The 19,083-nt window shown below is 67.9% G+C and carries 20 protein-coding genes; 12 read left to right on the top strand and 8 right to left on the bottom strand.

Features of this window, described 5'->3' with window-relative positions; all coding sequences use genetic code 11:
- Positions 1 to 46: 46 nt before the first annotated feature.
- Both AC1DMQ_RS17815 and prfB read left to right on the top strand, forming a co-directional pair.
- The gene (locus tag AC1DMQ_RS17815) at positions 47 to 2,422 is read left to right on the top strand and encodes a penicillin-binding protein 1A (RefSeq protein ID WP_477034893.1); all 2,376 of its coding nucleotides are present in this window, start codon (positions 47 to 49) and stop codon (positions 2,420 to 2,422) included.
- Positions 2,423 to 2,523: 101 nt separating this feature from the next.
- Positions 2,524 to 3,637, top strand: a protein-coding gene (gene prfB, locus AC1DMQ_RS17820; RefSeq protein ID WP_477034894.1) for a peptide chain release factor 2 whose coding sequence is annotated in 2 segments (ribosomal slippage) — positions 2,524 to 2,592 and positions 2,594 to 3,637 — 1,113 coding nt in all. Because the reading frame shifts where the segments join, the coding sequence is not laid out codon by codon here.
- A 6-nt stretch (positions 3,638 to 3,643) separates the two neighbouring features.
- Here the strand turns inward: prfB and AC1DMQ_RS17825 are convergent.
- Positions 3,644 to 3,946, bottom strand: a complete 303-nt coding sequence (locus AC1DMQ_RS17825; RefSeq protein ID WP_477034895.1) for a helix-turn-helix domain-containing protein — start codon at positions 3,944 to 3,946, stop codon at positions 3,644 to 3,646.
- 86 nt (positions 3,947 to 4,032) lie between these two features.
- Between AC1DMQ_RS17825 and AC1DMQ_RS17830 the strand changes: the two genes are divergently transcribed.
- The gene (locus tag AC1DMQ_RS17830; protein ID WP_477034896.1) at positions 4,033 to 4,404 is read left to right on the top strand and encodes a VOC family protein; all 372 of its coding nucleotides are present in this window, start codon (positions 4,033 to 4,035) and stop codon (positions 4,402 to 4,404) included.
- A gap of 39 nt (positions 4,405 to 4,443) precedes the next feature.
- Here the strand turns inward: AC1DMQ_RS17830 and AC1DMQ_RS17835 are convergent, their stop codons facing one another.
- The 4 genes from AC1DMQ_RS17835 to tyrS form a co-directional block, all read right to left on the bottom strand.
- A complete protein-coding gene (locus AC1DMQ_RS17835) occupies positions 4,444 to 4,923 on the bottom strand; it encodes a bactofilin family protein (RefSeq protein ID WP_477034897.1) in 480 nt (159 codons plus the stop codon).
- The gene (locus AC1DMQ_RS17840; RefSeq protein ID WP_477034898.1) at positions 4,904 to 6,058 is read right to left on the bottom strand and encodes a M23 family metallopeptidase; all 1,155 of its coding nucleotides are present in this window, start codon (positions 6,056 to 6,058) and stop codon (positions 4,904 to 4,906) included. The genes AC1DMQ_RS17835 and AC1DMQ_RS17840 overlap by 20 nt, the downstream gene beginning before the upstream one ends.
- 204 nt (positions 6,059 to 6,262) lie before the next feature.
- Positions 6,263 to 6,724, bottom strand: coding sequence for a peroxiredoxin (locus tag AC1DMQ_RS17845; protein ID WP_477034899.1), 462 nt, complete (start codon positions 6,722 to 6,724; stop codon positions 6,263 to 6,265).
- Positions 6,725 to 6,793: 69 nt separating this feature from the next.
- The gene (gene tyrS, locus AC1DMQ_RS17850) at positions 6,794 to 8,140 is read right to left on the bottom strand and encodes a tyrosine--tRNA ligase (protein ID WP_477034900.1); all 1,347 of its coding nucleotides are present in this window, start codon (positions 8,138 to 8,140) and stop codon (positions 6,794 to 6,796) included.
- A 188-nt stretch (positions 8,141 to 8,328) separates the two neighbouring features.
- Here tyrS and AC1DMQ_RS17855 point away from each other — a divergent pair, with 188 nt between their 5' ends.
- The gene (locus AC1DMQ_RS17855) at positions 8,329 to 9,432 is read left to right on the top strand and encodes an anhydro-N-acetylmuramic acid kinase (RefSeq protein ID WP_477034901.1); all 1,104 of its coding nucleotides are present in this window, start codon (positions 8,329 to 8,331) and stop codon (positions 9,430 to 9,432) included.
- Positions 9,433 to 9,589: 157 nt separating this feature from the next.
- Here the strand turns inward: AC1DMQ_RS17855 and AC1DMQ_RS17860 are convergent, their stop codons facing one another.
- The 3 genes from AC1DMQ_RS17860 to AC1DMQ_RS17870 form a co-directional block, all read right to left on the bottom strand.
- The gene (locus AC1DMQ_RS17860; RefSeq protein WP_477034902.1) at positions 9,590 to 10,888 is read right to left on the bottom strand and encodes an NAD(P)/FAD-dependent oxidoreductase; all 1,299 of its coding nucleotides are present in this window, start codon (positions 10,886 to 10,888) and stop codon (positions 9,590 to 9,592) included.
- Between the two features lie 71 nt (positions 10,889 to 10,959).
- Positions 10,960 to 11,358 (bottom strand): VOC family protein, encoded by a 399-nt coding sequence (locus AC1DMQ_RS17865; protein WP_477034903.1) that lies wholly within the window; start codon positions 11,356 to 11,358, stop codon positions 10,960 to 10,962.
- A 113-nt stretch (positions 11,359 to 11,471) separates the two neighbouring features.
- The gene (locus AC1DMQ_RS17870; RefSeq protein WP_035076568.1) at positions 11,472 to 12,125 is read right to left on the bottom strand and encodes an alpha/beta hydrolase; all 654 of its coding nucleotides are present in this window, start codon (positions 12,123 to 12,125) and stop codon (positions 11,472 to 11,474) included.
- 200 nt (positions 12,126 to 12,325) lie between these two features.
- Here AC1DMQ_RS17870 and AC1DMQ_RS17875 point away from each other — a divergent pair, with 200 nt between their 5' ends.
- The 8 genes from AC1DMQ_RS17875 to AC1DMQ_RS17910 are packed head-to-tail and all read left to right on the top strand — an operon-like array spanning position 12,326 to position 19,076.
- Positions 12,326 to 12,802: an Rrf2 family transcriptional regulator gene (locus AC1DMQ_RS17875; protein WP_477034904.1), complete on the top strand. Its 477-nt coding sequence runs from the start codon at positions 12,326 to 12,328 to the stop codon at positions 12,800 to 12,802.
- Positions 12,799 to 13,950, top strand: a complete 1,152-nt coding sequence (locus AC1DMQ_RS17880; protein ID WP_477034905.1) for a cysteine desulfurase family protein — start codon at positions 12,799 to 12,801, stop codon at positions 13,948 to 13,950. Before AC1DMQ_RS17875 ends, AC1DMQ_RS17880 begins: the two co-directional genes overlap by 4 nt.
- Entirely contained in the window at positions 13,950 to 15,419 is a 1,470-nt protein-coding gene (gene sufB, locus AC1DMQ_RS17885) for a Fe-S cluster assembly protein SufB (protein ID WP_477034906.1), read from the top strand. Before AC1DMQ_RS17880 ends, sufB begins: the two co-directional genes overlap by 1 nt.
- A complete protein-coding gene (locus tag AC1DMQ_RS17890; protein ID WP_422183876.1) occupies positions 15,416 to 15,718 on the top strand; it encodes a hypothetical protein in 303 nt (100 codons plus the stop codon). The genes sufB and AC1DMQ_RS17890 overlap by 4 nt, the downstream gene beginning before the upstream one ends.
- Positions 15,711 to 16,460 (top strand): Fe-S cluster assembly ATPase SufC, encoded by a 750-nt coding sequence (gene sufC, locus AC1DMQ_RS17895; protein WP_477034907.1) that lies wholly within the window; start codon positions 15,711 to 15,713, stop codon positions 16,458 to 16,460. Before AC1DMQ_RS17890 ends, sufC begins: the two co-directional genes overlap by 8 nt.
- Positions 16,457 to 17,488 (top strand): Fe-S cluster assembly protein SufD, encoded by a 1,032-nt coding sequence (gene sufD / locus AC1DMQ_RS17900; RefSeq protein ID WP_477034908.1) that lies wholly within the window; start codon positions 16,457 to 16,459, stop codon positions 17,486 to 17,488. The genes sufC and sufD overlap by 4 nt, the downstream gene beginning before the upstream one ends.
- On the top strand, positions 17,488 to 18,726 hold the full coding sequence (locus AC1DMQ_RS17905; protein WP_477034909.1) for an aminotransferase class V-fold PLP-dependent enzyme: 1,239 nt from the start codon (positions 17,488 to 17,490) through the stop codon (positions 18,724 to 18,726). Before sufD ends, AC1DMQ_RS17905 begins: the two co-directional genes overlap by 1 nt.
- A 5-nt stretch (positions 18,727 to 18,731) precedes the next feature.
- A complete protein-coding gene (locus AC1DMQ_RS17910) occupies positions 18,732 to 19,076 on the top strand; it encodes an SUF system Fe-S cluster assembly protein (protein ID WP_477034910.1) in 345 nt (114 codons plus the stop codon).
- Positions 19,077 to 19,083: the final 7 nt, after the last annotated feature.

The following is a 19,083-nucleotide window of genomic DNA, read 5'->3' on the forward strand; positions in this document are numbered from 1 at the left end:
GGATTCGAACGGAGCGGGCGAAAGTGCGTCGCCCGACGGAGGCTGCGTGGATCTGAAGCCCAGAGAACGATGGATCGCCATCGCCGGCGTCGCGGTGCTGTCCGCGATCGCCGTGGCCGGCTTCACCATCGCCATCTACGCCGCCTGGCTGTTCCACGACATGCCCGACGCGGGCGAACTGCAGGACTACAGGCCGCCGACCGCCACGCGCGTCTACGCCTGGGACGGCACCCTGATCGGCGAGTACAGCAAAGAGCGCCGGATCTTCGTGCCCTACGATCAGATCCCGCCCCAACTGGCCCAGGCCTTCCTGGCGGCCGAGGACCACAACTTCTTCAAGCACGGCGGCGTCGACGTCGGCGGCTTCTCACGCGCCATGCTCAACAACGTCGGCAACGCCGCTCGGGGCCGGCGCCTGGAAGGCGGCTCGACGATCACCCAGCAGGTGGCCAAGAACGTCCTGCTGACCAGCGACGCCACGATCGGCCGCAAGTTCAAGGAAGCGATCCTGGCGCACCGCCTGGAGCAATCGCTGTCCAAGCAGCAGATCCTCGAGCTCTATCTCAACGAAATCTGGCTGGGCTACCGCTCCTACGGGGTGGGCGCGGCGGCCTACAACTATTTCGGCAAGTCGCTGCCGGAGCTGACCCTGGCCGAGAGCGCCTATCTGGCCGCCCTGCCGAAGGGACCGGACAACTATCACCCGATCCGGAACAAGGCGAAGGCCAAGGCCCGCCGCGACTGGATCCTGGGCCAGATGGCCGAGCAGGGCTGGATCAGCCAGGACGACGCCCGCAAGGCGATGGCCGAGGACCTGATCGTCCAGGCCGCGCCCAGCCGGGCCAAGTACCGCGACGCCGACTACTTCGTCGAGGAAGTGCGCCAACGCGGCGTCGCCACCCTCGGCCCGCGCCTCAACGAGGGCGGCTACTACATGCGCACCACTTTGGACCCCAAGCTGCAGACCGCGGCCCGCGTGGCGCTGATGGAAGGCCTGGAGAAGTACGACCGCCGCCACGGCTGGCGCGGCGCCTGGGGCCATGTCGAGACCCTCGACGCGGACTGGGAGAAGCAAGCGCTGAAGAGGGCTCCGCCGTCGGAGCGCCGCGGCTGGCGTGCGGCCATCGTCACCTCGGCCTCGGGCGGCGTCCGTCTGGCCAAGGGGGAAGGCGAGGGGGCCATCGCCGGTGAGGACATGGCCTGGGCCAACGCCACCAAGGGCCTGAAGGTCGGCGACCTGGTGTTCGTCGAGAAGTCCGACAGCTCGGCGAACTATCGCTTGCGTCAGACCCCGATCGTCAACGGCGCCCTGGTGGCGATGGAGCCCTATACCGGCCGCGTCGTGGCCTTGGTCGGCGGCTACAGCTACTCGCTGTCGAACTTCAACCGCGCGACCCAGGCGATGCGTCAGCCCGGTTCGGCCTTCAAGCCCTTCGTCTACGCCACGGCCCTGGAGAACGGCTACACGCCGGCCAGCGTGGTGGTCGACAGCGCCATCACCCTGAAGGGGGCCAACGGCGAGGACTGGAGCCCGGAGAATTACCACAAGAAGTTCTATGGGGCCCTGCCGCTCCGCAAGGGCCTGGAGCAGTCGATCAACGCCATGACCGTGCGCCTGGCCCAGAGCGTCGGCATGAAGAAGATCGTCGAGACCGCCAAGAAGACCGGCATCACCCATGAAATGGCCCCGGTGCTGGCCATGGCCCTGGGCGCGGGCGAGACCACGCCGTTCAAGCTGACCACGGCCTATACGCCGTTCGTCAACGGCGGCCGCCGGGTCGAACCGCACCTGATCGAACTGGTGCAGGACCGCGAGGGCAAGGTGATCTTCCGCGCCGACAAGCGCGACTGCGTCCGCTGCAACGCCGGTTTCAATGGCGACGAAAGCCCGCGCATCCCGGCGCTGGGCGAACAGGTCATGGACCCGATCACGGCCTATCAGATCACCTCGATGCTGCAGGGCGTGGTCCAGCGCGGCACCGCCGCCCAGGCCAGCTCGCTGGGCTATCCGCTGGCCGGCAAGACCGGCACGACCAACGAATATCGCAGCGCCTGGTTCATGGGCTATTCGCCCAACCTGGTGGTCGGCGTCTTCATCGGCTTCGACGACAACCGCTCGCTCGGCGAGGGCGAGACCGGCGCGACCGGACCCGTGCCGATCTTCATGGACTTCATGCGCGAGGCCCTGAAGAACCAGCCGAAGACCGAGTTCAAGGTTCCCAAGAACGCCAAGTTCGCCATGGTCCGCGGCATTCGCGAGGCCTTCCGTCCGGGCACAGAGCCCAAGGTCGTCGTGCCGACCGAAAGCACCGGACCCCAGCCCTACGGCGACGCCTGGCCCGGCGGCCAGATCGGCCCGGCCCCCACTCAAGGCCCCGCCAAGCCGCCCACCCAGGCGCCCGACATCAGCGGGCTCTACTAATCGGATTCTACTAATCGTTGGGCAATCGCCCCCGGGTCATTGCGCCGACTCCGGGGGCGGGCTACATCCCGCGCCCTTCAACACTGTCACGGAGTTACGTGATGAGACCGGATGTCGAGGCCTCCGCGGCTGACATCGAGCAGTCCGTGGGACTGCTCAGGAGGCGTCTTTGACTGGGATGTCGCCCTACGCAAGCTCGATGAGCTGAACGCCCGGGTCGAAGACCCGACCCTGTGGGACCGCCCGTCGGAAGCCCAGGCCGTCTCCCGCGAACGCGCCGCCCTGGCCGCGCGCGTCGAGGCCGTGCAGGTGCTGGAAACCGGCCTGAAGGACGCGCTCGAATACGCCGAGCTGGCCGACATGGAGGGCGACGAAGCCCTGCTGGAGGACGCCCGCGCCCAGCTCAAGGACCTGAAGGAACGCGCCGGTCGCGCCGAACTCGAGGCCCTGCTGTCCGGCGAGGCCGACGGCAACGACTGCTATGTCGAAATCAACTCCGGAGCCGGCGGCACCGAGTCGTGCGACTGGGCCGGCATGCTGCTGCGCATGTACAGCCGCTGGGCCAACGCCCACAAGATGAGCGTCGAGCTGGTCGAAGAGACCTCGGGCGACCAGGTCGGCATCAAATCGGCGACCCTGCTGGTCAAGGGTACGAACGCCTATGGCTGGCTGAAGACCGAGGCCGGCGTGCACCGCCTGGTGCGCATCAGCCCCTACGACGCCGCCGCCAAGCGCCACACCTCGTTCGCCTCGGCCTGGGTCTATCCCGTGGTCGACGACACCATCGAGATCGACATCAACCCGTCGGACGTGCGGACCGACACCTATCGGGCTTCCGGGGCCGGCGGTCAGCACATCAACAAGACCGACTCGGCCGTGCGCCTGACGCACATCCCGACCGGCATCGCGGTGGCCTGCCAGGCCGGCCGCTCGCAGCACCAGAACCGCGAGGAAGCCTGGAAGATGCTGCGCGCCCGGCTCTACGAGGCCGAGCTGCAACGCCGCGAGGCCGCGCAACAGGCGCTGGAAGACCAGAAGACCGACATCGGCTGGGGTCACCAGATCCGCAGCTACGTCCTGCAGCCCTACCAGATGGTCAAGGACCTGCGGACCAACGTCGAGACGTCCGACACCCAGGGCGTGCTTGACGGCGACCTGGACGCCTTCATGGGCGCCTCGCTGGCCCAGCGGGTCGGGGCGACCCGCGACGCCTAGGAGCCTCTAGCCCCGCTGACGCCGCCAAGGCGTCAGCGGGACATAGGTCGCCGCCTCGGTCGGCCCCTGGCGGTTGATCGCGATCAGTTTCCGCCTTTCCAGCAGTTCGACCGCGCCTTGCACGGCCCGGCGCGACAGGCCGGTGCGCTCGGCCAGCTCCGCATGGCTGAGGCTGGCGCGGCCGTCGGCGTGGGCCGCGACGATCGCCAGATAGGTCAGAAACGCCGATGGCCGGTGATCGTGACCGACCAGGTCGGCCATCAGGGTGTCGAGCACGTAGCGGTCGAGGGCATAGGTTTGCGCAGTCATTGCTATAGCATTGCCTGCACCCCTTTCCCGACGCAACGGGGCGCGGCTAATCCAGCCCAAGACCTCAGGGCGCGAAAGGGCAGGGCATGAGCGTGATCAAACAATTGAAATTCGTCAGCATCCCGGTCGGCGACCAGGACCGAGCCCTGGCCTTCTGGACCGAGAAGATGGGCCTGCGCGTGGCCACCGATCAGCCGATGGGGCCGGGCAAGCGCTGGATCGAGCTGAGCATCCCGGGCGCCGAGACCGGGGTGGTGCTGTTCACGCCGGATGGGCACGAGGACCGCATCGGCAGCTTCTTCAACGGCTCGTTTGCCTGCGACGACGTCGAACACGCCTATCGCAAGCTGAGCGAGAAAGGCGTGGAGTTCGAGGGGCCGCCGCAGAAGCAGCCGTGGGGCACGTTCGCCAAGTTCCGCGATCCCGACGGCAACAGCTTCGTGCTGTCGAGCCGCTAAAGCAAAAACGCCCCAGAGCGATCCGGGGCGTTTCCTGTTCTAGCCTGCCGACTTGGCTTCGAGCATCGCCTGCGGCGCGGGCTGGGCCTGCGGCGGCGCGGCCGGGCGCTGGAACTTCAGGCTGCGGCCCTGGAAGAAGGCCCCGGTTTCCATCGCCAACTGTTCGTGGGTGATGTCGCCGTCGATGTAGGAGGTGCCGTAGAGGCGGACCTGCTTGGCGGTGATCGCCCCGACGATGCGGCCGCGGACCTCGACCGCCTCGGCGTAGATCGAGCCTTCGATGTGGCCGGTCTCGCCGATCGTCAGGCGACCCACGCGGACATCGCCGCGCACCACGCCGTCGATCTGCAGCTCGCCGTCGCCGGTGATGCTGCCTTCGATGGTGATGTCGGGGGAAATCAGGGACGCCACCTTGGGCGGGGCCTTGCGGGCCGCGTCCGGGTTGGCGGGAGCCATGGACATCGGGAGGGGCTCGATGCGAGCCGGACCCTTGGACGCCTTAGCTTGCTTGCTGAACATACTCACCAGCCTTCAAGAAGCGGTTCGGGTTTTGAGCCCGCCCGTTGACCCATACTTCATAGTGCAGATGCGGACCGGTCGAACGACCGGTCGAGCCCATGGCCGCGATGCGCTGGCCGATGGCCACGCGCTGGCCGACCCGGACCGAAGCGGCCTGCAGGTGGGCGTAGCGGGTCTTGAAACCGTTGCCGTGGTCGATCTCGACGACGTTGCCGTAGCCCGAGCGCACGCCGGTGAACGACACCACGCCCGGCGCGGTGGCCATGATCGGCGTGTAGAAGGCGCCGGGGAAGTCCAGGCCCGAATGGAAGGCCGGGCGATGGGTGAAGGGGTCGAAGCGGACGCCGTAGCTGCTGCTCAGCGCCGGATTGTTGGTCGGACGGTAGAAGGGCAGCTTCTGCGAAGCCGCGCTCAGCTTGCGCATGTCCGACATGTCGGTGGCCGCGTGCTGGATCCGGCCCGCGAAGTCTTCGTCGACGTCGAGCACGGCGGCCAGGGCACGAGGGTCCTTGGCCTCGATCAGCGGGCCGCCCAGCGACGAGCCGCCGCGGCCGGTGAAAGAGCCGGCGTCCAGGCCGGCCATCCGCATGGCCAGGCGAAGGCGCTCGGCGCGGCTCTTGGCGAAGGTCTCGGCGGCGTCGATCAGGCGCTCCTGATCCATCCGCGTGGCCTGGATGCGCTCGACCGGCGAGGCGCCCAGCACGTGCGGCTTGGCGACCTGCAGGGCCTGGGCGGCGCCGGGCACGCCCTTGAAGTCGCTGACCAGGAGGGCGAGGGCGGCGTGGCGCTTTTCGACCGAGCTGGCCAGTTCGTCCAGCGAGCCGCTGCTGGCCGACAGCTGGACCATCGCGCTGTTCAGGCGGGCCTGGCGATCGGCGTTGAGGCGCTCGTAATAGGCCTTCTGCTTGATGACCATCTGATCGGTCGAGCTGACCGACAGGGCGTTGACCATCATGGCGGCGGTGCAAACGCCCATCCACAGGGCCGCAACGGCGACGCCCGTGGCGCACATCAGCTGCTTGCCGGTGGAGAAAACGTAGCCGCGCATCTCGCCGCCGGAGCGCACATAGAGATGGCGCTCGGGGAAAAGCTCTTCCAGGGATTGTCGCAGTCGCTTGAAGCGCGTGATCGCCATCGCCCTAGGAAACCCCCGTTTTCAAGGTCCCGGCGATATGCAACGAGAAAGCGGAAACGCGCAAGATACTTCGCGCCGAGCGTGAACGCAGGGCGACGTTTTGCCTAAACAATTCAACCGGTAAAAGGTTCCGCGACCGATTGCCACCATCTGGACGCCTCGGTGTTGCGATAACCTCACGCCTGCGGCCGGCAAGCCACACTGTTATTTCAGCGCCTTGGCCGCCGTCAGCACCGCCTTGATATGGTTGGGCACCTTCACCTTGCGCCAGACATTGCGGACCACGCCCTCGCGATCGATCAGGAAGGTCGAGCGGTCGATGCCCATGTACTTGCGGCCGTACATGCTCTTCTCGACCCAGGCGCCGTAGGCCTCGACGATCTCGCCGGTCGTGTCGGCGGCCAGCTCGACGGTCAGGTCGTGCTTCTTGCGGAACTTGGCGTGCGAGGCGGCGCTGTCCTTGGACACCCCGACGATCACCGCGCCCAGCTTGGCGAACTCCTCGACCTCGGACGAGAACTGCAGGGCCTGCGACGTGCAGCCGGCCGTGTCGTCCTTCGGATAGAAGTAGAGCACGACGTTCTTGCCCTTCAGGCTCGCCAGGCTGACGCGGCCGGTGTCGGTGGCCAGGTCGAAATCGGGGGCCTTGTCGCCGGCTTCAAGCATCTGTCTCTCCAACGTCCCAAACAAACCCGTCCCGGACCGCGCGGAGCGATCCGGGACGGACCATGCACTCTAGACCGGCTTGACCAGCACGATCTTCTTCTTGCCCGCCGCCAGCTTGACGACGCCGTCGACCAGGTCGGCCGAGGTGATCACGCGGTCGGCGCTGGCCTCGGCCTTGTCATTGACCTTCAGCCCGCCGCCCTGGGCCAGGCGCCGGGCTTCGCCGCGCGAGGCGGCCAGGCCGGCGTCGGCGAATAGGGCGGCCAGGACGATCCCAGCCTCCAGGTCAGCGACCGGAACCTCGAAGGTCGGCAGGTCGACCGACAGCGCGCCCTGTTCGAAGGCCTTCTCGGCGGCGTCGCGGGCCTTGCGGGCCTCTTCCTCGCCGTGGGCCATGCGGGTGGCCTCGTCGGCCAGCACCTTCTTGGCCTCGTTGATCTGGGCGCCCGGCAGGGCTTCCAGTTCGGCGATGCGCTCCAGCGGCAGGTCGGTGAACAGCTTCAGGAACCGGCCGACGTCGGCGTCTTCCGTATTCCGCCAGAACTGCCAGTAGTCGTATGGGCTCAGTTGCTCGGCGTTCAGCCAGACGGCCCCCGACATGGTCTTGCCCATCTTGGCGCCCGAGGCCGTGGCCAGCAGCGGCGTGGTCAGGCCGAAGGCGGCCTTCTGGTCGACGCGACGCGTCAGCTCCACCCCGTTGAGGATGTTGCCCCACTGGTCCGAGCCGCCCATCTGCAGCACGCAGCCGTGGGCGCGGTTCAGCTCCAGGAAGTCGACCGCCTGCATCAGCATGTAGTTGAATTCGAGGAAGGTCATCGGCTGCTCGCGCTCGAGCCGCAGCTTGACCGAGTCGAAGGCCAGCATCCGGTTGACCGTGAAATGCACGCCGTAGTCGCGCAGGAACTGCACGTAGCCGAACTTGCTCAGCCACTCGTCGTTGTCGACCATGATGGCGTCGGTCGGCCCGTCGCCGAAGGTCAGGAACTTGGCGAACACCTGCTTGATGCCGGCGATGTTGGCCGCGATGTCGGCGTCCGACAGCAGTTTGCGGCTCTCGTCCTTGCCGGTGGGGTCGCCGACCTTGGTCGTGCCGCCGCCCATCAGGACGATCGGCTTGTGGCCGGCCTGCTGCAGGCGGCGCAGCATCATGATCTGGATCAGGCTGCCGACGTGCAAGGACGGCGCGGTGGCGTCGAAGCCGATGTAGGCCGTGACGATCCCGTCGGCGGCCGCCGCGTCCAGTTCATCCGGATGGGTGATCTGGTGGATGTAGCCGCGCGCCTGCAGGGTCTGGAGGAATTCCGACTTGAAGGACGCGGGGGCGGCGGACATGGCTCGACTCTCTAAATCAGGCGCCTGGCTCTCAGACGAATGGGCGTCTAGCACGGCGGGGGCGGTCTGTGGCGAGGGTTTCATCGGCAAAGTCTCCTGGGAATTGATCCGGAGACGTTCGCTGGTGTGACGCGTCGCCGGTTGGGCGGGCGCATCGACGTGATCGGTCGGCCTCCCGCTAGGACAGCGGGCGGTAATAGGCGCGGGTCGTGGGGCGCTGGTCGATCATGGGGCCTAGCTACCCGGCCCGACCCGTGGCAGTCAACCAGACCATGCGTATCCTGGGATTCATGACCGGCACCTCGCTCGACGCGGTCGACATGGCGGTGCTCGAGACCGACGGCGAAGAGATCCAGGCCTTCGGCCCGGCCGGCGAGCGCAAGCTGCGCGAAGAGACCCGCGACCTGCTGCTGGTCGCCACCGAGGTCGCCCGCGGCTGGCCGCGCGACGAGCCGGCTCCGGAGATCTTCGAAGAGGCGGCGCAAGCCGTCGCCGACGAGCATTTCCACGCCGCCGAAAGCTTCCTGGCCGAGCACGGCCTGGCCTGGTCGGAGTTCGATCTGCTGGGCGTCCACGGCCAGACGGTGCTGCACGAGCGGCCTCATCCGGGCCGGATCGGCCGGACCGTGCAGTTGCTCGACGCCGAGCGCCTGGCCAAGGCCTGCGGGCGGCCTGTGGCGTTCGACTTCCGCACCGCCGACGTGGCGGCGGGCGGGCAGGGGGCGCCGCTGGCCCCGATCTATCACGCTGCCCGGGCCAGAGCGTCGGGTCTGCCGGCGCCGGTGGCGGCGCTGAACATCGGCGGCGTGGCCAACATCACCCTGATCGGTCCCGACGACGACCTGCTGGCCTTCGACACGGGTCCCGGCAACGGCATGATCGACCTGATGCTGCAGGCCCGAGGCCTGGGGCGTTTCGACGAGAACGGCCGGCTGGCCGCCGCCGGGGTCGTCGACGAGGCGGTGCTGAAGACGTTCCTGGCCAGCGACTATTTCTCCGGACCGGCCCCCAAGTCGCTGGATCGCTACGATTTCCCGCTCGACCTTGTCGATCACCTGTCCTCCGAGGACGCCGCCGCCACCCTGGTGGCCTTCACCGCCGAGGCGGTCGTCAAGGCCTTCGAGCAGGGCCAGCATCCGGACGCCCTGATCGTCTGCGGCGGCGGCCGGCACAATCCGCAGATCATGAAGGCCCTGGCCGACCGCGCGCCCGTGCCGGTCCGAACCGCCGAGGCGGTCGGCTGGCGCGGCGACGCCATCGAGGCCGAAGCCTTCGCCTACCTGGCCGCCCGGACGGCGAGGGGGCTGCCGATCAGCTTCCCGGGCACCACGGGCGTGGCGCGAGCGATGACGGGCGGACGGATCGTAAATCCCTAGCTCGGTGCGGTGAGCACTTGCCCCCTACGGGTCGCTTCGCGACCCTCTTCCCCCATAGGGGGAAGAGGACGCCGTGCGTCGGAGAGCCTCCGCCCCCTATGGGGGCGGACAGACCGCGAAGCGGTCAGGTGGGGGCAAGTGCGCGTGATCCCACGCCTCAGTGCAGCTTCAGCCGCCCCGCCACCCGCTGCTGCAGCAGCCGCGCCAGGGCCAGGACCAGGGTCTTGGGCGTGCCCATGATCGCCCGGTGGTGGTCCAGGTGCAGCGAGATGTAGGCCCACTTGGCGATGAGGCCCTCGACGAAGAAGTTCGGGCCGCCCAGGCCGCCCATCAGCGCCCCGACGCCCTTGTTCTCGCCCAGCGACACCAGCGATCCGAAGTCGTGATAGACGAACGGCGCCTCGATCCGGCGCTGGCCCAGCCGCGCGATCAGCGCCTTGGCCAGGTAGCTGGCCTGCTGGTGGGCGGCCTGGGCGCGGGCGGGAATGATCCGGCCCTCGACCTTGCCGTCCCGGTCGGGCCACGGACAGGCGGCGCAGTCGCCCAGCGCCCAGACGTCCGGCGCTGAGGTCTCCAGCCGATCGTTGACCACGAACTGGTTGGTCCTGTTGGTCGCCAGGCCATAGGCCGTATTGGTCGGCGCGGCCTTGACCCCGGCCGCCCAGACGATCAGGTCGGCCGGGATGTCGCCGCCGCTGGTCTCCAGCCGGTCTGCATGGACGGCCACCACCTTGGCGCCGGTGTGGACCCGAACGCCCTTGCGCTCCAGGGCCACGGTCGCCTGGTCGGAGATCTTCTCGGGCAGGCCGCCCAGGATGCGCGGCGCGGCCTCGACGATGGCGATGTCCAGGCGGAAGCGCTGCTCGGAGCCCAGGCTGCCCAGCAGCTCGCGATGGGCCTCGATCAGTTCGGCCGACAGCTCCACGCCCGTGGCCCCGCCGCCGACGATGGCGACGCTCATGGACTTCTCGGTCGAGAACGAGGCCTTCATGAAGGCCGCCAGCAGACGGGTGTGGAAGATCTCGGCGTCCTCGGTGCGTTCCAGCAGATGAGCCTGGTCCGCGCCCGGCGTGCCGAACAGGTTGCTGCCGCTGCCGATGGCCAGCACGCCCCAGCTGAAGGTGACGCCGCGCTCGGGCACCAGCACCTTTCCGGCTTCACCGACGATGGGCTTGAGGTTCAGGCGCTTGCCGACGGGATCGAAGCTGTCCAGCTCGCCCAGCAGGAAGCTGAAATGGTTGGCGCGCCCCAGGATCGAATAGGACAGACCCTCCTGATGGGTGTCGAGCGTGCCGGCGGCCACCTCGTGCAGGCTCGGCTTCCAGATGTGGAAGCTGGAGCGGTCGATCAGCAGCACACGCTCCTTGCCGGCCTTGGGCCCCAGCTTGCGCCCCAGCCGCGCCGCCAGCTCAAGCCCGCCAGCCCCGCCGCCGACGATCACGATGTCGTAGTGCATGCCCGCCATCCAGATAATTCCTCAGATGGTGAATATATAGGAGGTTCGTCGAACGATGTCAGGTGGCGACATCAGGCCAGGTTGAGCTGCCAGGAGACGCCGAACCGGTCGTTGACCCAGGCGAACCGTTTGCTGAAGCCATAGTCGCCCAGCGGCATCAGCACGCCGCCACCGTCAGCGAGGACGGCGGCCAGGCGGGTGATCTCGTCTTCCGACGCGCAATTGACGAACAACGAGGAGGAGGGCGTGAACGCGAAGGCGTGCTTCACGAAGCTGTCGGAGCAGAGAACTTCCTGACCGCCGATCCTGAAGCGGGCCAGGATCAGCGTTCCCTCGGGCCCGGGACCGGCGGCGCCGTAGCGCTGGATGTCGAGGATTTCGCTGTCGGGAAAGAGCGAGACGTAGAACGTCATCGCCGCTTCGGCGTCCTGCGCCTGGAACATCAGGAACGGTCGTATGGTCTGGTTCACCGTCACTCTCCCAGAACGTTGTTCCGTGGAGAATGACGGTGAGTTGTCCAGGATCGCAAGCCTTATGGTACCGGTAACCTCACGGTGACGCGTGGTTACCTGGGAACCAAGGCCTAGGGGATCGGATTCATTTCCAGGCGCTTGTCGAGATAGTCGCCGACGCTCTTCTCGACGCTGGGCAGGTGCTCGGCCCAGAAGTGGGTGGCCTTGTCGACGACTTCGTAGTCGATGACGATGCCCTTCTGGGTGCGCAGCTTGGAGACGACGCGCTCGACCTCGACCGGCGGCACGACGGTGTCGGCCGCGCCCGTCAGGATCAGGCCCGAAGCCGGGCAGGGGGCCAGGAAGCTGAAGTCGTACATGTTGGTCGGCGGCGACACCGAGATGAAGCCGTCGGTCTCCGGACGGCGCATCAGCAGCTGCATGCCGATATAGGCGCCGAAGCTGTAGCCGGCGACCCAGGTCTGGGCGGCGGCCGGGTTGTTCGACTGCAGCCAGTCCAGGGCCGTGGCCGCGTCGGCCAGCTCGCCGATGCCGCTGTCGAACTCGCCCTGGCTGCGGCCCACGCCGCGGAAGTTGAAGCGCAGGGTCGCGAAACCACGCTTCATGAACAGGTGGTACAGCTGCACCGAGACCGGATGGTTCATGTGCCCGCCCGCCTTGGGGTGCGGGTGCAGGATCAGCGCGATCGGGGCGTTGTCGGTCTTGCCCGGCGAATAGCGGCCCTCGATACGGCCCGAAGCTCCGGTCAAAATCACGTCAGGCATTCAAGATCCCTATCCAAAAAGGGGCGACGGGGCCGTCTCCTCGCGCCGTGAAAGGCGAAGGAATACTTGACCACTGCGCTTGGTCTTCCTAAATCCGCACCGCGCGCCTTGGTCTTTGATCGAGACCTCCGGGCGCGAAGTCGCGGCTTGTAGCACACGCCTAAGCCGATGCGCGGGGAATCCGCAAGGAGATAAGGCGCATGCGCCTGAGCACCAAGGGACGCTACGCGGTGATGGCCATGACCGATCTGGCCCGTCGCCAGGATCAGGCCGAGGGCCGGGCCGTCGCCCTGGCCGAGATCGCCGCCCGCCAGCAGATCTCGCTTTCCTATCTGGAACAGCTTTTCGCCCGCCTGCGCCGCAAGGGCCTGGTGGTCAGCGCCCGGGGGCCCGGCGGCGGCTATCGCCTGGCCCGCGAGGCCCGCGACACCGCCATCGCCGACATCGTCCTGGCCGTGGACGAGCCGTTGCGCGCCACGCGCTGCGGTCTCTCCAAGACCGGTGTCGGCAAGGGCGCGCCCAAGGGCTGCATGGCCGGCGGCGCCCAATGCCTGACCCACGATCTCTGGGAAGAGATGGGCCGCCAGATCCACGGCTACCTAGCCAGCGTGTCGGTGGCCGACGTGCTGGACGGCAAGCTCAAGGACAGAGCCAACAAGGAGATGGCGGCGGCGTGAGCAAGCCCACGATCTATCTCGACTACAACGCCACCGCCCCGATCCGCCCCGAGGCGCGGGACGCGGTGCTGCGCGCCTTCGAGACCGCGGGCAATCCTTCGTCGGTGCACGCCAGCGGCCGGGCCGCCCGCGACCTGGTCGAGACCGCCCGCGCCCAGGTCGCGGCCCTGGTCGGGGTCGTGCCGGGCTCGGTCACCTTCGTCAGCGGCGGCACCGAGGCCAACGCCCTGGCCATCGGCAGCGCCGCCTTCGCCGGCTTCAACCGCATCATCGTCAGCGAGGGCGAGCACGACGCCGTGCTCGAGACCGCCGCGGCCTCGGGCCTGCAGGTCCTGAAGATGCCGATCGACGCCGACGGCGTCGCGCGCCTGGACTGGCTGGAAGAAGCCCTCGGCGAAGACGGCCGCGCCCTGGTCTGCCTGATGCTGGCCAACAACGAGACCGGCGTGATCCAGCCCGTCGCCGAGGCCTCGGCCCTGGTCCGCGCCGCCGACGGCTGGCTGCACGTCGACGCCGTTCAGGCGGCCGGCAAGATCGCCATCGACTTCACCGCCCTGGGCGCCGACACGATGGCGCTGTCGGCCCACAAGCTGGGCGGACCGCAGGGCGTCGGCGCCCTGGTGGCCGGCACGCGCGCCACGATCGTTCGCCAGCAGCACGGCGGCGGCCAGGAGCGCGGCCGCCGGGCCGGCACCGAGAACGTGGCGGGCATCGCCGGCTTCGGCGCGGCGGCCGAAGCGGCCCGGAAGAACTTGGAGGGCTTGGGCGACTTGCCCTCGATGGCCAATCAAGGCACATGGCGCGACGCCTTGGCCGAACGGCTCAAGGCCGCTGGCGCTGTCGTGCTCGGGGAGGGCGCGCAACGCCTTCCGCAAACCCTGTGTTTGGCGGCCGAAGGCTTCGCCTCGCAGATCCAGGTGATGAACCTGGACCTGGCGGGGGTGATGGTCAGCGCCGGCAGCGCCTGCTCGTCGGGCAAGGTCAAGGCCAGCCGCGTGGTGGAAGCCATGGGCCGGTCCGACCTGGCCCCGTTCGCCCTGCGCGTCAGCGGCGGTTGGGCCTCGACCGAGCAAGACTGGATTTCCTGCGGCGACGCCTGGCTCGCCGCCTATTCGCGTATCGGCGCCCGGCGCCGGGAGGTGGCGTAGTGGCCGCGGTCAAAGAGACCATTGATACCGTCGCGTCGCTCGAGAAGTACGAGCACGGCTTCACGACCGATATCGAGCAGGAGTTCGCCCCCAAGGGCCTCTCCGAGGACATCGTGCGCTTCATCTCGGCCAAGAAGGACGAGCCCCAGTGGATGCTGGACTGGCGCCTGGACGCCTATCGCCGCTGGCTTGAGCTGGAAGAGCCGACCTGGGCCAAGGTCGACTTCCCCAAGATCGACTACCAGGACAGCTACTACTACGCCGCCCCGACCCAGAAGGCCGGGATCGCCAGCCTCGACGAGGTGGATCCCGATATCCTGGCCGTCTACGCCAAGCTGGGCATCCCGTTGAAGGAGCAGGAAGTGCTGGCCGGCGTGGTCGGCGCGCCGCGCTACGCGGTGGACGCGGTGTTCGACAGCGTCAGCGTCGTCACCACCTTCAAGAAGGAGTTGGCGGCGGTCGGGGTGATCTTCTGCTCGATGAGCGAGGCGATCCGCGAGCACCCGGAACTGGTCAAGCAGTACCTGGGCTCGGTCGTGCCGACGTCAGACAACTATTTCGCCTGCCTCAACAGCGCGGTCTTCAGCGACGGCTCGTTCGTCTACATCCCGCCGGGCGTACGCTGCCCGATGGAGCTGTCGACCTATTTCCGCATCAACGCCAAGGACAGCGGTCAGTTCGAGCGCACCCTGATCATCGCCGACAAGGGCGCCTACTGCTCGTACCTCGAGGGCTGCACCGCCCCGATGCGCGACGAGAACCAGCTGCACGCCGCCGTGGTCGAGCTGGTGCTGCTGGACGACGCCGAGATCAAGTATTCCACCGTCCAGAACTGGTATCCGGGCGATCCGGAAACCGGCAAGGGCGGCATCTACAACTTCGTCACCAAGCGCGCCGACTGCCGCGGCGACCGCTCCAAGGTGTCGTGGACCCAGGTCGAGACCGGCTCGGCCATCACCTGGAAGTATCCGTCGTGCGTGCTGCGCGGCGAGGGCTCGTCGGGCGAGTTCTACTCGATCGCGGTGACCAACGGCCATCAGCAGGCCGACACCGGCACCAAGATGATCCACCTGGGCGCCAACACCCGCTCGCGGATCGTCGCCAAGGGCATCAGCGCCGGCAAGTCGACCAGCACCTATCGCGGCCTTGTCTCGGCCCACCCGAAAGCCAAGGGCGCGCGCAACTTCACCCAGTGCGACAGCCTGCTGATCGGCAAGACCTGCGCGGCCCACACCGTGCCCTATATCGAGGCCCGCAACGGCCATTCGGTGTTCGAGCACGAGGCCACGACCACCCGCCTGTCGGACGACCAGCTGTTCTACTGCCAGCAGCGCGGGCTTTCGCAGGAAGAGGCGGTGGCCCTGCTGGTCAACGGCTTCGTCAAGGACGTGCTGCAGCAGCTGCCCATGGAATTCGCCGTCGAGGCCCAGAAGCTGGTGGCGATCTCGCTGGAAGGCAGCGTGGGATGACGCCCGTCCGCTTCGGCCTGAACGACAAGGAATACAAGTACGCGCGTCAGCTGGCCTTCCAGGCGGCGCACGGAACTTGGATCAATCCCTATGGCGACGAAGCGCCGCTGATCGACCGCAGCGCCAAACTGCTGTCGGGCGGCAATGCCGACGCCGCCGCCGAGCGGGAGTTGCTGACCACGCTGCTCAAGCTCGCCGCCTACAGTCCCGAACATGAATGGGAAGCCCCGGCGCTGACCGGCAAGCCGACCACGTTCGCTATCCAGACGCTCGAAAAGATCACGGCCTTCAATGCTTAATATCCAAAACCTCCACGCCAATGTCGGCGACAAGCCGATCCTCAAGGGCGTCACGCTCGACGTGCCGGCCGGTCAGGTGCACGCCATCATGGGGCCGAACGGGGCGGGCAAGTCGACGCTGTCGTACGTGCTGAGCGGCCGGGGCGGCTACGAGGTCACCGAAGGTTCCGCCACGCTGAACGGCGAGGACCTGCTGGCCCTGGAGCCCAACGAGCGGGCCGCCAAGGGCGTGTTCCTGTCGTTCCAGTATCCGCTGGAGATCCCGGGCGTTCCGGCCCTGACCTTCATCCGCACCGCTCTGAACGCCCAGCGCCGGGCGCGCGGCGAGGACGAGATCGCCGCCCCGGCTTTCCTGAAGCTGGCCAAGGAAAAGGCCGCGGCGCTGAAGATCGACTTCGACATGCTCAAGCGCGGCCTGAACGTCGGCTTCTCGGGCGGCGAGAAGAAGCGGATGGAAATCCTGCAGATGGCGATGCTGTCGCCCAAGTTCCTGATCCTGGACGAGACGGACTCGGGCCTGGACATCGACGCGCTGAAGATCGTGTCGGAAGGCGTCAACGCCCTGCGCGCGCCCGATCGCGGCATGCTGGTCATCACCCACTACCAGCGCCTGCTGGACTACATCAAACCCGATCGCGTCCACGTGCTGGCCGCCGGCCGCATCGTCGCCTCGGGCGGCCCGGAGCTGGCCCTGCAGCTCGAGGCCGAAGGCTACGACAAGTATGTGAGCGCGGCTGCATGAGCCTGGCCTCCGCCCTCAAGACCGGCGACCTGACCCAGCTGCCGTCGCGCCGCGACGAGGACTGGCGCTGGACCGACCTGCGCGGCCTGATCCGCGCCGTGCCGCCGGCCTCGCCGGCGGTGGACGGCGACGTCGCCAAGGGTCCGTTCGACGGCCTGGCCGCCGACGAGATCCTGTTCGTCAACGGCCGCCAGCGCCACGCCGCCGCGACCGGCGCGGGCGAGGTGGTGGCCCTGCGCTTCGTCTCGGTCAGCGAAGGCGCGGCCCACGCCGCCGCCTACGCCATCGTCGTCGAGCCAGACACCACCCTGGTGCTGCTGGAAAGCCACGAGGGCCGGACGGGCGGCTATTTCTCGGACGTCACCCTGGACATCGCGGTGGGCGAGGGCGCCCGCGTCGAACGCATCGTGCTGGTCGACGACCATGCCGAGGCCATCGATGTGGTCACCGCCGAGGTCGGCCTGGCTCCGGGCGCGGTCTTCAACCAGACGGTCCTGACCACCGGCGCCCGCCGCCAGCGGATCGAGACCCGGATCAACCACCCCGGCGCCCACGCCAATGTGCGGCTGGACGGCGTCTACATCCTCGAGAACCAGCGCCACGCCGACCAGACCACGGTCGTCACCCACGGCGGCGTCGACGGGATCACCAGCCAGCTGACCAAGGGCGTCGTCGACGACCAGGCGCGCGGCGTGTTCCAAGGCCGGATCGTCGTGCAGCCCGGCGCCGACCAGACCGACGCCCGCATGGGCCACCACGCCCTGATCCTGTCGGACAAGGCCGAGGTCGACGCCAAGCCCGAGCTGCTGATCTTCGCCGACGACGTCTCCTGCGCCCACGGCAACACGATCGGCGCCCTGGACGACGAGCAGATCTTCTACGCCCGCCAGCGCGGCATTCCCGAAGCCGAGGCCCGGGCCATGCTGACCCAGGCCTTCCTGGGCGAGGTGGTCGAGCGCATCGAACACGAAGGCGCGCGCGAGATCGCCGTCGCCTGGGTCGCGGCCAGACTGGGGAGGACGGAGTAATGGCCCTGGACACCCCCTTTGGCGCTCCCTTCGACGTCGAGGCGATCCGCGCCCAGTTCCCGATCCTGGCCCGCCAGGTGCACGGCAAACCGCTGGTCTATCTGGACAGCGCCGCCAGCGCCCAGAAGCCCGAAGCGGTGCTGGACGCCATGACCGGCCTGGCCCGCACCAGCTACGCCAACGTCCATCGCGGCCTGCACACGCTCGCGAATGAGACGACACAAGCCTATGAAAACGCGCGGGAAACCGTCGCGAAGTTCATCAACGCCGAGTCGTCGGAAATCGTCTGGACCAAGAGCGCGACCGAGGCGGTCAACCTGGTGGCCGACACCTTCGGCCGTTCGCTGAAGGCCGGCGACGAGATCGTCATCTCGCAGATGGAGCACCACGCCAACATCGTGCCGTGGCACTTCCTGCGCGAACGCTACGGCGTGGTGCTGAAGTTCGTGCCCGTCACCGACGATGGCCGGCTGGACATGGAGGCCTACAAGGGCCTGCTGAGCGAGCGCACCAAGATGGTGGCCATGAGCCACATGTCGAACGTACTGGGCACCATCAACGACGCCGCCGAAATCGTCCGCCTGGCCCACGCGGCCGGCGCGCCGGTGCTGCTGGACGGCTGCCAGGCCATCGTCCACAGCAAGGTCGACGTGAAGGCCCTGGACGTCGATTTCTACGTCTTCAGCGGCCACAAGCTCTACGGCCCCACGGGCATCGGCGTGCTGTACGGCAAGGCCGAGCGCCTGGCCTCACTGCCGCCATACCAAGGCGGCGGCGAGATGATCGGCTCGGTCTCGATGGAGACCATCACCTACGCCGACCCGCCGCACCGGTTCGAGGCCGGCACCCCGGCGATCCTGGAAGCCGTCGGCCTGGGCGCGGCCATCGAATGGCTCAACACCATCGACCGCGACGCGGCCCTGACCCACGAGCACGCCCTCTACCAGCGGGTCGTCGACCAGTTGGACGGCGTCAACGGCGTGCGGATCCTGGGCACTGCCCCAGGCAAGGGCGCGGTGCTGAGCTTCGTGGTCGAGGGCGCCCACGCCCATGACGTGGCCCAGGTGCTGGATCGCTACGGCGTGGCCGTCCGCGCCGGCACCCACTGCGCCGAGCCCTTGATGAAAAGGTTCGGCGTCACGTCGAGCGCTCGCGCTTCCTTCGCCCTATATAACACCCTGGACGAGGCCGACGCGTTCGTGAGCGCGCTGGCCAAGGCCCGCAGTTTCTTCAGTTGAGCGACATGACCGACCAAGCTGTCTCAAAGATCCCCCAGGCCGAACTCGACAAGCTGACCGATCAGCTGATCGAGAAGCTGAAGACGGTGTTCGACCCGGAAATCCCGGTCGACATCTACGAGCTGGGCCTGATCTACAAGGTCGACGTCAGCGACGACAAGGACGTGGCCATCGACATGACCCTGACCGCGCCGGGCTGCCCGGTGGCCGGGGAAATGCCGGGCTGGGTCCGCGACGCGGTCATGGAGCTGGAAGGCATCAAGTCGTGCCACGTCGACCTGGTGTTCGAGCCGCCGTGGGATCCCTCGCGGATGAGCGACGAGGCCAAGCTGCAACTGAACATGTTCTGATCGGTTC

The sequence above is a fragment of the Caulobacter sp. 05L422 genome (assembly GCF_056397765.1).